The sequence below is a fragment of the Bradyrhizobium sp. Ken01 genome (assembly GCF_055807355.1).
The window spans coordinates 61,752-74,009 of record NZ_JBVVPC010000033.1 but is presented as its reverse complement, the minus strand read 5'-3'; the positions used below and the strand labels follow the sequence as shown (position 1 = coordinate 74,009).

Below are 12,258 nucleotides of genomic sequence, written 5' to 3'. Positions count from 1 at the left end.
AAGCCCACCATATAAACTAGGCCGGTGCCGCTGGTTGTAATTGAGATCCCGCCGGTAGGAAGAGACAATTCTTGCGCAAGAAACGACTGGACGACAAAACGATCAATGATGTGGTTGGGAGATACAGTCGGGGTGAAAGCATTACAGCGCTGATGGCCGAGATTGGCCTAAGTCAGAGCGCTTTCAGCAAGGCAATCAAAAGGCGAGGGATCACGCTTGACCCACGCGAGCCTGCTATAACCGCCAAGATGATCCGGGAAGCTATGCGGCTCTATGAGGAGGGTCTGTCGCAGGACCAGATCGCTCGTCAGCTAGGGGTCAAGCGAACTACTCTCGCGCAACATCTGAGAGCCGAAGGCTATCAGGCGCGGGACCGATACGAGACCCTCAGAAAAAGGTCAAAGCTCAAGAGCTCAGAGGTGAAGCGGTATCACAATCGCTACTTGCGTGGCGAATCCATCGCCTCTCTGGCTTCGGAAGCAGGGCTATCAAAGGTGTCGCTGACCAATACGTTCCATAGGCATAACTTACAGGTGCGAGCTTGGTCGCGCATGACGCCGACGCTGGCTCGTGCCGTAGGCTTCCGGCTCAAAAATGGCGAAACGCTTCCGGCAATTTCAAAAGAATTTGGCTTCTCTCCATCAGGATTACGGCAAGCCTTGGCGCGACACGGTGTAGTTCCACCGCAAATAGATGCCGGAGCATTGCAAGAGATCCGAGTGCGGCACGAGGCAGGGATTCCGTTAGATACACTGCCGAGTGAGCTTGGTCTTTCAATCGAGGGACTTGGTGCGATCCTAGAACGAGAGCGAGCGAAGGCGAGAGCCTCCCGGCGGCCCAAGCATCCTCGAAAGGCAGCGGGTGCAAGCACCGATAGGTCACGGAAACTTGCCGACGAGCAGATCAGAGAAATCCATCGTCGTCGGATTGCCGAGAAAATTGGCATCTGGACCTTGGCGAAAGAATATGGGGTTAATCCCTCCTCGCTTTACGAGCGCATGAGAAAGCTGGGGCTTGCTGTAAGCAGCGGCATGGGGACCAAGCGGAAAGTGTTCTCTCATGATTTCGTTCAGGAGATCTATGCGGAGGCCAGGAGAACGAAAAAGTCGGTGATACAAGTACTACGCGAGCGAGGTCTCGCCGAACGCGCCGGTGGCATAAGCATTTCAGGACGCGCACTTGGCCTCGTTCCACTTAGTCCGTCAGAGATTACGGGGCATTCGGAGCGAGACACCTATTTGTACATCATGAAGGTGATTATACCCGGCAAGACAGTGGGTCTTTACGCCGGACAAAGCATAGATCCGCTAATGCGGATGCGTCAGCACATCGCGCAGGCGACGAAGGGCATAACCACACGCAATAAGAGGACAGCATTTATCAGGGAAGCAATCCGTGAGGCGCGGTCTGTCGGCATACCGATAGCAGAAATAGTTACGATGGAAATTCTTCCCGGAGTAATTGCTGCAAATGCGGCTGGCGACGCTGAACGTGATCTCATTACGCGCATACGTGACCAATGTTCTCGCGAGGGCCACGTCTTATTGAATGGGCTTATAGGTGCTCCCGCAGGCGGCTATGGCCGGGTAATCGGCGTCGATATTGAGGCAGAGATTGTCAGAGCTTACAGCTCCGGCAAAAGCAGTCAGGAGGTCGCATATGCTTTTGGTGTTAGCCGATCAACGGTTAATCGGATCATCGCAGCGCGAGGAAAGCAGAAAAGCCCTGCTGAGTATCTTCGTAGATATGACGATACGATAACAGATCAAGCAATCTCGTTAGCAAAGGCTGGATACAAGCAAGATGCAATCTGCGAGCAACTCGGAATCTCCAAGCCCACTCTTTATAAAGTTCTCAGAAAAGCGGGCCTAACCAAGGCGCATAAGCCGCGGCCTCGTTGATCCCCGCTGTTCGGACGGGGCAGACTGCCGGTCTCTGAGAGTTTTCTTGAGATCTGTTTGGTGAGAGCCTTGCGCTGCTACGTTTCCCTGCTACGTTCTGTCGATTAGTGGACTAAGTGGACGAGAAGCACAGAGCGGAGCGAAGGGCGAAGGAAGGTCAGTTGGGCTGTTATCCCGCCAGAAACGCTCCCTTCGTCTAGCGGTTAGGACGCGGCCCTCTCAAGGCTGAAACAGGGGTTCGATTCCCCTAGGGAGCGCCAAATCCACGACATTGAATATACGATGGCGCTCCAGTGCGGGAATGCCATGTTGCTCGACAACTGATTGATCGTGCAGGCATCAGCCGAGCTTGCCACCCTGCGCCGTCACAATTTGCCGTTCGCGATCCGATCGCCCGAGGTGTCTCTACGGATCCAATGACGGGTGCGAATGACTCGCGGAATACCCGTCGACCACGCCAAACTCCACAACTGGCATCATCCAATAAACCAGTTGCGATCCGGCAAACGCCGTCCTCAGCCGATCGAGCAGTTGCTCCGCGCGCACCTTCTCGAGGACGAGCCGTACCAGCACCTGGTCAGCATGACCCTTCACGCGTTCCGCCGGCGTCAATAATCGCACCGTCTCGCCGTGTCCGGCGGCATCGGATGCGGTGAAGCCGGACACCAGATCGCTTTGCGCGGTGAGATAATCGAATAGTTCCTGGCGAAACTGACGCGATGCAATCAGGGTCAGACAAACCAGTTCTGCGGTCATTTGGTAGCCTTCGCGACGCCACCAAAGCGGCGATAGAGGATCGGCAACAGAATGAGAGTCAACGCCGTCGACGAAAGCAGCCCGCCGATCACCACGATCGCCAGCGGCTTCTGGATTTCGGATCCGGGGCCGGTCGCAAACAGTAGCGGGATTAGTCCGAGCGCTGTGATGCTCGCGGTCATCAGCACGGGCCGCAGCCGGCGCCTCGCGCCTTGGGTGACGATATCGTCTTGCGGCAGGCCGTGAGCGCGCAACTGGTTGAAATAGGAGACCAGCACGACGCCGTTCAATACGGCGATGCCGAGCAGTGCGATGAATCCGACCGAGGCCGGAACGGAAAGATACTCGCCGGTCAGGACAAGCGCAAAGACGCCGCCGATCAGCGCGAATGGAATATTGACCAGCACCAGCAGCGCCTGACGGATCGAACCAAAAGTGGTGAAGAGCAGAACGAAGATAAGCCCGATGGCGACCGGCACGACAATCGACAGACGCGCGGCGGCGCGCTGCTGATTTTCGAACTGTCCGCCCCATGTGAGCCGATAGCCCTGCGGCAGCGTGATCTCCGCCGTCACCTTCTGCCGCGCCGCCTCGACAAAGCCCACCATGTCGCGGCCGCGGACATTGGCCCGAACCACGCTCATCCGGCTGCCGTCCTCGCGGTCGATCTTGACGGGGCCATCGACCCGATGGATGCGGGCAACTTGCGAGAGCGCTACGTGCTGTCCGGACGCCAGCGTCAGCGGCAGGCTGCCCAAGAGCGTCGGAGCCTCGCGGGTCTGCTCGCTGCCGCGGACCAGGATCGGCGTGCGGCGGCCATCTTCCAATGCGGTACCGATCGTTCGGCCCTCGATCTGGGTACGCAACGCGTTGGCAACCGCGTCCACGGTCAGGCCGAGGCGCCCGGCCTCCATCCGGTTGATCGCGATCGTATAATATTGCGCGCCTTCATTCAGCGTCGTGTACACGTCCTCGGCGCCGTCAATCCCGGACAGGATCGCCGACAGCCTGGCCGCGATCTCGTTCAGTTTTGCAATGTCGGGGCCGAAGAGCTTGACCGCTACGTCGCCACGCACGCCGCTGATCATCTCCTGCACGCGCATGTCGATCGGTTGGGTAAAGCTCAGCGACACGCCCGGAAACTCGGCGAGCACCTCGCGGAGTTGCTGCAGTAGTACCGACTTGCTCGACGTCTTCCGTTCCTCGACGGGTTTCAAGACCAGGAACGTGTCGCTCTGGTTGGGCCCCATCGGATCGAGGCCAAGTTCATCCGACCCTGTGCGCGCGACGATGCCGGTAACATCGGGCACCTTGGCCAGGATCGCCGATTGAATTCTCGCATTGAGGGCGAGCGCTTCGTCGAGATTGACCGAGGGCAGGGTCTCGACGCTGACAATGATGTCGCCCTCGTCCATCGTCGGCATGAAGGTCTTGCCGAGCTGAGTATAGGCAAATCCTGCCGCGACCAGAGCCACCACGGCCGCGATCATCACCTTGCGCTCGTTGGCGAGTGCCCAGACCAACGCCGGTGCATACAGGCGCGAGGCGGACCGGATCAGCCACGGCTCGTGATGGGGGACTGATTTGAGGAGAAACGAGGTCGCGACCGGAATCACGGTGAGCGACAACAATAGCGAGCCGGCCAGCGCAAAGATGATGGCCAGCGCTACCGGGATGAACAATTTGCCCTCGAGCCCCTGCAGCGTGAGCAGCGGAACGAAAACGATGATGATGATCAACACACCCGAAGCGACCGGCTCCAGTACCTCGCACACGGATCGAAACACGATATGGACCAGCGGCGGCGGCGCGCCGCTGGTCTCCTTGCTAAGGTTGCCGACGATGTTCTCGACCACGACTACCAGCGCGTCGATCAGCAGGCCGATTGCGATCGCAAGCCCGCCCAAGCTCATCAGATTGGCCGACATTCCGACGGCCCGCATGGCGATCAGCGCGATGACGATAGCGAGCGGCAGGCTGAGTGCAATCACCAGCGACGCCCGCCAATTGCCGAGGAACAGCAGCAGCAGGACGACGACGAGGACGGTGGCTTCGCCCAGGGCGCGAATGACGGTGCCGACGGCACGCCCGACCAGCCGACTCCGATCGTAGAAGACGTTGATGGAAACGCTTTTCGGCAACGAGGGCTGTAGTTCCTCCAGCCGCTGGCGGACGTCGTGCACGAGCTGACCGGCGTTGGCGCCGCGCAGGCCCAGCACCAGTCCTTCGACCGTTTCGCCGCGGCCATCGACCGTGACGGCGCCGTAGCGCGTCAGCGAGCCGACCTGGACCCGCGCGACGTCGTTCACCCGGATCGGGATGCCGTCGCGGGTGTCGACCACGATCGCGCGAATGTCGTCGATGGAGCGGATGCTGCCCTCGATCCGGACCAGCGCGCTGTCTTCGCCCTGGTTGACCCGGCCGGCGCCGTCGTTACGGCTGTTGGCCTCCACGGCGCGGCGAAACAATTCAGACGAAATGCCGCGCGCCGCCAGCGCATCGTTGAGCGGTACGATCTCGAAGGCGCGGACATAACCGCCGAGCGCGTTGACGTCGGCGACGCCCGGCACTGTCCGCAGCGCCGGACGGATCACCCAATCGAGCAGCGTGCGCCGTTCGGCCAGCGACAGCTCGGGGCTGTCGATCGTGAACATGAACATCTCGCCGAGCGGGCTCGTGATCGGCGCCAGGCCGCCGTTGACGCCCTCAGGTAGATCGCGCGCAATGTTGGAGAGACGTCCGGTGACCTGATTGCGCGCCCAGTAGATGTCGGTGCCGTCCTCGAAATCGACAGTGATATCGGCAAGCGTGTATTTGGTCGACGAGCGCAGGATCTTCTTGTTCGGCAGGCCCAGCAATTCCAGTTCGATCGGAACAGTGATGCGCTGTTCGACCTCCTCCGGGGTGAGGCCCGGCGCCTTCATGATGATTTTCACTTGAACAGGCGAGACGTCGGGGAAGGCGTCGATCGGCAGGCCCGGTAGAACGACGAAGCCGGCTCCGATCAGCAACAGCACGCTTAAGCCGACAAACAGGCGCTGCGACAGCGCAAAGCCGACCAGACGCTCGAGCATCAATTGCCAGCTCCGAGGCCCGCCAGAACGCCGCGCAACCCGGAAATACCGCTGATTGCCACCTCGTCCTTGTCGCTGAGCTCGCCCGCGACCACCATGTGGTTCTGGTCCTCGGCGAGCAGCGTGACCGGGATCAGCCGGAAGCCGCCGTCAATAACGACAAAGATCGAGGCGGCTTCGCCGCGCCGAACCACCGCGCTGTAGGGAACTTCCCAGGCGCTTTCGCCGGGGGAAAGAAAATTGATCCGTACCGCAGCGGTCTGCCCCGGACGCAGTTCACCATTATTGGGCAGTTCCGCCCGCACCAGCACCGTCTGGGTCGCAGCGTCGGTCGTTTCCGATACCAGCACGACGTGGCCCGGCGTCGCGTAACCTTCAACTTCCACTTTGGCACCCGTGCGAATGGCGCGGATGCTCGATCCGGGAATCGCAATCTCGGCCCATAGCGGCGACAGCCGCGCGAGCTTGACGAGCGGCGCCGATTGCTCGACCCGCTGGCCGGGTGAGATCGCGAGTTCAACGACTGTCGCCGGCTCGGGCGCGGCGACGGAAAGTGTCGCCGTGATCGCCGCTTCATCGGTCAGGCGCGAAATATCCGCATCCGAGAGGCCGCTAAGCCTCAGCATCTGCCGGCGTTCGGCAACAGCAATGCTGGCCTGCCGCGCCTCGGTCTGGCTAGCCTCCATCACGCGCTGTGGCACCGCCTTGCCTTCGAACAATTCGGTGTTTCGTCGCAACTGCTGCGCAGCCAGAACGTCCTGCGCGATGGCATGCAGATAGTCGCGCTGCAGCGACACGAAGCTCGGGCTTTGCAGGGTGACAAGTCGCTGGCCCGCGGTGACCCGGTCGCCACGGGCCACCGATAGACCTGCGATCATACCGGCCGCCGGAGCACTAACGACCCACAATTGCGGCGTGGGGATCACAATCTGGGCCGGATAAGGTAGCGTCTGATCGGTTCGGCTGGAGACCGGATGCGTGACGCGCACGCCGAGGCTTCGCATTTGCGCCGGCCCGATCTTTACCGCGTCGTCCGCAAACGACCTGGTGACGTGGCCAACCAGTGCGAGGCTGAGTATAGCGCAAGCCAACCGCCGCCGTGCGTACAGATTCAGGATCACCCGGCAATGATGCATCGGCAGAAAACTCGGCAAGAGACCATGTGGACCGGCGGCGTCATGAAGTCGCGCGGCCGCCCAGTTCAGATATTCCGTGCACGCTCCCGCGGCTTGATCTCCCTCAAGCCGTCCTGATTCAACGTGAGCAGTTGCGACTGGTTCGCGACTGGAAGCTCCCCAAGCGTTGTCGAGTTGATCTGCGTCAATCACAGTTCGCAATGGATGCGCGAAAAGGAACGTCGATGCCTTCAGACTCGGGAAGCAAGCCGTGAAGCCGGGTAAATTCGTCTCGACGATTGCAATTACGCTGATGGGCCTGGCGGGCATGCTTGAGCCTGCATTGCCCCATGGTGGGGTGGCCGAGAATCGCTGGAATCCCGCGCATCTGCAAAATCTGGCGCCTGAATTCGCGCCAAAGTGCAAAAATGGGAGGCCGCCTGCGGTGAGCCGCTCGCTGTCGCCCGGCAATTTGCGCTATGGCGGCGCGGTCAGCTGACCCAAGATCGGCATAGACGATCTGCGCGGTCGCCGACGACAGTTGCTGACGGCTTCTCGATCCAAGTCAGCGAATCCTGATCACGTCTGACAAATTTCCAAGAGGGGCCATATGCAGCTCTTTAATTCAACGAAAGACTACGGCGCGATTCCGCAAGCTTTGCATTGGCTGACGGTCTTCCTCGTTGCTCTCGCTTGGGGGCTTGGGATTTTCGGCGACGTGCTGCCGAAGGGAGGCCCCCGTGATGCCGGCCTCTTTGTTCACATTTCCGCCGGGGTCGCGATCCTCGCTCTTCTGGTGGCGCGTGTGATCTGGCGTCTGGTCGATCCGCCTCCGCCGCTGGAAGCGACCGAACTTGGAGCATCGATGGGAAAGTGGCTGGATTCCGCTTCCCGGATCGCGCACTTTGCCCTTTATGCGTTGTTGGTCGCCGTCCCAGTCGTTGGGATCATATTGCAATTTGCGCGTGGTGATGCGCTCTCGCTATTTGGCCTGGCTGAAATTCCATCGCCATGGCTTAAAGATCGTGCCTTCGCCCACAATGTGAAGGAGATACATGAAATTCTTGCTCACGCACTGGTGATCCTCGCAGTCTTCCACGCGGCGGCTGCGCTAATCCATCACTTGGTGTTTCGTGATCGCACGCTGGTTCGCATGCTGCCCCGGAACGTCCGGCCCGGCTGATGGATTGGAACTCCGCCGCCGAACGTCCGATGATCGATGAGTTGCTCCTCGAAGCCGCAAGCGCCTTCGCCGCCATAATGATGCAACGGGTCGAGCTGAGAACGCCTGGCCCGTGGGCAAAATAGTCAAAAAATCGCGTCAATCCCCTCCCATAAAAATATTCCCATTTACCGAAATTCGGAAATATCGTATGTGTTGGCCATCCCAGCCCACAAAAGGGGCGGTCGTACGTCGTCACGAACGCGGGTTGGGAGTTGCGGTGGACGCGGGCGGCGTTAAAGGCGGGCTTGTGCGTGCAGGGCGAGATGAACCTCGTGAGCATGGCACGAACCGCATCGACGGACGGCGCCGAAGCCCTGCGAAGCCTCTTGGCGAAGCAGGGTCAGCTCGCGTACGGCGAAACCGTGTGGTCCTGGCCGTCGTTGCTACGGTCAAGCCTTTGCGAAGGCGTCAGCGCGTCAACCGGCGCGGTGCCGTGAATTTCGCAGAGGTGACGGAGGCAAGAAGGAACTCGTCTCCGGGGAGAGCGCGGCATAGGCCGTCAAACCATCGCGCAGGGAAGGCCTGGTCTCGGCTGCCCTGTGTCTCCCCTGTGCATTGCGTGTGCAATCAGTTCGCATGGGGGTTTTTATGGGTGCCAGCCGGCGCCCGGTCTTCCCTGCGCCCTTTCTTCGAGGGCGTGAAGCGAGAAGCATAGCTCGGGCAAACCTGCCGCGAGACTGCGAGCGCGTGTCCGCGACCCGCATGTAAATTGCCCCCCTTTTCGAGCCTGCCTTTCGAGCCTGCCTTTCGAGCCTCCTTTGCGAGCATGATGCGTCGGCATCGGTGGAGGTGGTCGTCCCTCGCGGAATCTGCCTTGATGCGAGTTCAGCGTGAGGGAGTGACGATATGAGCGGTCTGGTGATCTCTGGCGGTCGGGTGGTGGATCCCGCCAGCGGAATGGACGCCATCGGCGATGTGGCGGTGGTGGACGGCAAGGTCGCCGCGGTCGGAACAGGGCTCGGCGGCGCCGAGCGGGTGATCGACGCCACCGGGCTCGTGGTCGCGCCCGGCTTCATCGACCTTCATGCGCATGGCCAGTCGCTTCCCGCCGATCGCATGCAGGCGTTCGACGGCGTCACGACGACGCTCGATCTCGAAGCCGGCGTGCTGCCGGTCGGGTCCTGGTATGAGCGCCAGGCCAGGAAGGGACGCGTGCTGAACTACGGCGCCGCCACCAACTGGGCTTTCGCGCGTATTGGCGCGATGACAGGCTCCAATGCGGAGAGCTCGCTCGAGGCGTTCGGCAACGCCATGCGCGATCGCCGCTGGATGGACAACGTGGCCAGCGATGCGGAGGTCGCCGGCATTCTGGAGCGCCTTTCGCGCGGCCTGAACGAGGGCGGCATCGGCGTCGGCATCTTGAACGCCTATGCGCCGGGTGCCGGCGTGCAGGAGCTGACCGCGGTCTGCCAACTCGCGGCCGCGCAGGACGTGCCGACCTTCACCCACGTCGCCTACATGTCGCGTGTCGACCCCGAGAGCGCGGCGGAGGCCTATATCCGCCTGATCGGCTATGCCGGAGCCACCGGCGCGCACATGCACATCTGCCATTTCAACTCGTCGAGCAAGACCGACGTCGAGCGCTGCCGCGTGCTGATCGCGAAAGCGCAGGCGCAGGGCCTGCCCATCACGGTCGAGGCCTATCCCTACGGCACCGGCTCGACCGTGCTGGCGGCTGCCTTCTTCAGCGACCCGGAATTCGTCGAGCGCAACGGCACCGGTTACGATTCCGTGCAGCGGGTCACCGATGGCCATCGCTTCAGCGATCGCGAGGAGCTCTTGAAGGCGCAGGCTGAAGAGCCGTCGTCGCTGGTGCTGTGGCACATCCTCGACACCGAGAACAATACGCATCACCGCGACCTGCTCGACATGTCGGTGCTCTATCCCGGCGGTGCGATCGCGTCCGACGCGATGCCGTGGACGACGTCGGACGGCAAGACCTACACCGGCGACGCCTGGCCACTGCCGGACGACGCCACCTCGCATCCGCGCTCGGCGGGCTGCTTCACGAAATTCATCCGCGAATGGGTGCGCGAGCGCAAGACAGTGTCGCTGCTCGAAGGCGTGCGAAAATGCGCGCTGATTCCGGCGGAGATCCTGTCGCAAAGCACGCCCGCGATGCGCGCCAAGGGCAGGCTCGCCAAGGACGCCGACGCCGACATCGTCGTGTTCGACTACGAGAAGCTCTCGGACCGCGCGACCTTCACGGCGATGAACCGCCCCTCCGAAGGCGTGCGGCATCTGATCGTCAGCGGCCAGCCATTGATCAGCGATGGCGTGCTGGACGTAGCGGCGCGCCCCGGTCGTCCCGTGCGCCGTCCCGTCGTCGGGGGTTGAGACATGCCGGTCCCCATTCTCCTGGTGACGGGCTTTCTGGGGGCCGGCAAGACCACGGTCGTCAACCATCTGCTAGCGCATGCGGAGGGGCGGCGGATCGCCGCTGTGGTCAACGATTTCGGCGCGATCAACATCGATGCCGAGCTGATCGCGGGCGCGAGCGACGGCGTGGTCAGCCTCGCCAATGGCTGCATCTGCTGCTCGCTCGAAGGCGACCTTCTGCGCACGCTCGCGACGCTGCTGCGGCGTGATCCGAAGCCGGAATACATCGTCATCGAGACCAGCGGCGTCGCCGATCCCGCCGAGATCGTGCGTAACTTGATGGATCCCGTGATCCTGCGCGAGGCGCCGCTGGAGACGGTGCTCTGCGTGATGGACGCGGCGACACCGCCGACCGCTCTCGACGATGCGCTGCATCGTTCGCAATTGAGGGTCGCCGACATCGTGGCTCTGAGCAAGCTGGATCTGGCGGAGGAGGGCGCGAGCGGGCGGATGCGCGAGGCCATCCGCGCGCAGCGCGTTCCTGCCGTGGTGGTCGATGCGCAGCACGGCGAGATTCCGTCCGCCCTGCTGTTTCCCGCAACCGTCGACCGCGCGCCGCCGCTACGCGAGCCCGGACCGAAACGTCCGGCAGAGCAACGCTTCGAAACGCTGAGCTGGACCTCGGACCGGCCGATCTCGCTGCCCCGCCTGCAGCAGGCGATCGGCCGGCTCGCGCCAAAACTCGCGCGGGCCAAAGGCCTGTTCGAGACCGTCGAGCAGCCCGGGCGCCAGATGGTGTTTCATTTCGCCGCCGGCCGCGCCACGCTGGCGCCTGGCGAACTGCCGACGCCGGGCGTGCCGCGTGCGCGGATCGTCTTCATCGCCGAGCTCGGGGTGCTCTCGAAGGCCGAACTCGACGGGATCATGGAGACGTGCGTTGCCGGTGGATAGCCTGCTTCGAGCGAGGCATGTCAGGTCTAATCGCGCAACACCTGACCGCGCGTTGCCTCAGTTCTCTACCGGCAATCCGTCGCCGTGCACATACCAGTCTGCGCGTGAGGTCCACTGGGCATGCCGGTCGGGCGTCGCCCCCAGCGGCTCGTCGAACGCGCCGGCGTGGATGATCGCTTCGCGTCCGCTGCGCGTCAGATGCGGCATCGGGCTGCCGCAGGTCCTGCAGAACGCCGTCGCGAAGCTTCGTGCATTGGGCAGATCGAAGCGCGCGACGGATGTTTCTCCGTGCAGCCAGCGCAGCGCCCCCGCCGTCCCGATCACCTCGCAGGCATGCGCGGCTCCGGTTGCCTTGCGGCAGCGTGAGCAATGGCAGTTGAGGAATCGATCGAACGGCCCCTCGACCTCGAACGCGACCTCGCCGCACAGGCAGCTTCCCCGAAATGCGGCCATCTCACTCCCCCTCCGGCTCGGTCGGCTTCTCGGCGGTTTCGTCGGCGTGAACCGGTGGAGCGCCGTGCGCGCCGCGCAGCCGAATCATGGTGTCGATCACGTCGACCTCGATCTTCAGCATGTCGAGATCGCGCGTCATCTCGCGCATCTCCTGGCCCTTGCGCGCCAGTTCCTCGGAGACGTCGACCGCCATCTTGCGCTCGGTGACGCTGCCTTGCGTGTTGACGAACAGCTTGGCGCGCATCCATTCGAGCCGCGCCCGCTGGGTGTCACGCTCGAACTTCTTTTCCGCGTAGCGCCGCCGCGCCTCCGCGTAGGCACCGATCAGCGCGGTCTCCGGCAGGCTCCACAATTGCTCCACCGACATGGTCATGCCGCTCACGTCCCCGGTTCGGCTTGGAGGAGGTGTACTCCGCAGCCCATCAGACCCCTCCGGCCGGCAATTCTCAAGAGGGCGTCAGCAG

At 62.4% G+C, this 12,258-nt stretch carries 10 protein-coding genes and 1 tRNA gene; 6 read left to right on the top strand and 5 right to left on the bottom strand.

Going from position 1 to position 12,258, the window contains the following annotated elements; translation table 11 throughout:
• The first annotated feature begins 71 nt into the window (after nucleotides 1-71).
• Nucleotides 72-1,901: a helix-turn-helix domain-containing protein gene (locus AC0L3S_RS27395; RefSeq protein WP_473282531.1), complete on the top strand. Its 1,830-nt coding sequence runs from the start codon at nucleotides 72-74 to the stop codon at nucleotides 1,899-1,901.
• A gap of 185 nt (nucleotides 1,902-2,086) precedes the next feature.
• Nucleotides 2,087-2,161: transfer RNA gene (locus AC0L3S_RS27390), tRNA-Glu, on the top strand.
• Between the two features lie 145 nt (nucleotides 2,162-2,306).
• Here the strand turns inward: AC0L3S_RS27390 and AC0L3S_RS27385 are convergent.
• From AC0L3S_RS27385 to AC0L3S_RS27375, 3 genes are read right to left on the bottom strand one after another with little or no spacing between them, the layout of a single operon-like run.
• A complete protein-coding gene (locus AC0L3S_RS27385; RefSeq protein WP_473282529.1) occupies nucleotides 2,307-2,657 on the bottom strand; it encodes a DUF3240 family protein in 351 nt (116 codons plus the stop codon).
• Nucleotides 2,654-5,731 (bottom strand): efflux RND transporter permease subunit, encoded by a 3,078-nt coding sequence (locus AC0L3S_RS27380; protein WP_473282527.1) that lies wholly within the window; start codon nucleotides 5,729-5,731, stop codon nucleotides 2,654-2,656. The genes AC0L3S_RS27385 and AC0L3S_RS27380 overlap by 4 nt, the downstream gene beginning before the upstream one ends.
• Nucleotides 5,731-6,867 (bottom strand): efflux RND transporter periplasmic adaptor subunit, encoded by a 1,137-nt coding sequence (locus tag AC0L3S_RS27375; protein ID WP_473282570.1) that lies wholly within the window; start codon nucleotides 6,865-6,867, stop codon nucleotides 5,731-5,733. The genes AC0L3S_RS27380 and AC0L3S_RS27375 overlap by 1 nt, the downstream gene beginning before the upstream one ends.
• A 250-nt stretch (nucleotides 6,868-7,117) precedes the next feature.
• Here AC0L3S_RS27375 and AC0L3S_RS27370 point away from each other — a divergent pair, with 250 nt between their 5' ends.
• The 4 genes from AC0L3S_RS27370 to AC0L3S_RS27355 all read left to right on the top strand — a co-directional run bounded on the left by AC0L3S_RS27370 (nucleotide 7,118) and on the right by AC0L3S_RS27355 (nucleotide 11,341).
• A complete protein-coding gene (locus tag AC0L3S_RS27370; RefSeq protein ID WP_473282525.1) occupies nucleotides 7,118-7,345 on the top strand; it encodes a hypothetical protein in 228 nt (75 codons plus the stop codon).
• Between the two features lie 111 nt (nucleotides 7,346-7,456).
• The gene (locus tag AC0L3S_RS27365) at nucleotides 7,457-8,029 is read left to right on the top strand and encodes a cytochrome b (protein WP_473282523.1); all 573 of its coding nucleotides are present in this window, start codon (nucleotides 7,457-7,459) and stop codon (nucleotides 8,027-8,029) included.
• Between the two features lie 888 nt (nucleotides 8,030-8,917).
• Nucleotides 8,918-10,408 (top strand): amidohydrolase family protein, encoded by a 1,491-nt coding sequence (locus AC0L3S_RS27360; protein WP_473282521.1) that lies wholly within the window; start codon nucleotides 8,918-8,920, stop codon nucleotides 10,406-10,408.
• 3 nt (nucleotides 10,409-10,411) lie between these two features.
• Nucleotides 10,412-11,341: a CobW family GTP-binding protein gene (locus AC0L3S_RS27355; protein ID WP_473282519.1), complete on the top strand. Its 930-nt coding sequence runs from the start codon at nucleotides 10,412-10,414 to the stop codon at nucleotides 11,339-11,341.
• A 57-nt stretch (nucleotides 11,342-11,398) separates the two neighbouring features.
• On the opposite strand, the gene AC0L3S_RS27350 is transcribed toward AC0L3S_RS27355, so the two are convergent.
• On the bottom strand, nucleotides 11,399-11,794 hold the full coding sequence (locus AC0L3S_RS27350) for a GFA family protein (RefSeq protein ID WP_473282517.1): 396 nt from the start codon (nucleotides 11,792-11,794) through the stop codon (nucleotides 11,399-11,401).
• 1 nt (nucleotide 11,795) lies between these two features.
• Nucleotides 11,796-12,167, bottom strand: coding sequence for a hypothetical protein (locus AC0L3S_RS27345; protein ID WP_473262696.1), 372 nt, complete (start codon nucleotides 12,165-12,167; stop codon nucleotides 11,796-11,798).
• Nucleotides 12,168-12,258: the final 91 nt, after the last annotated feature.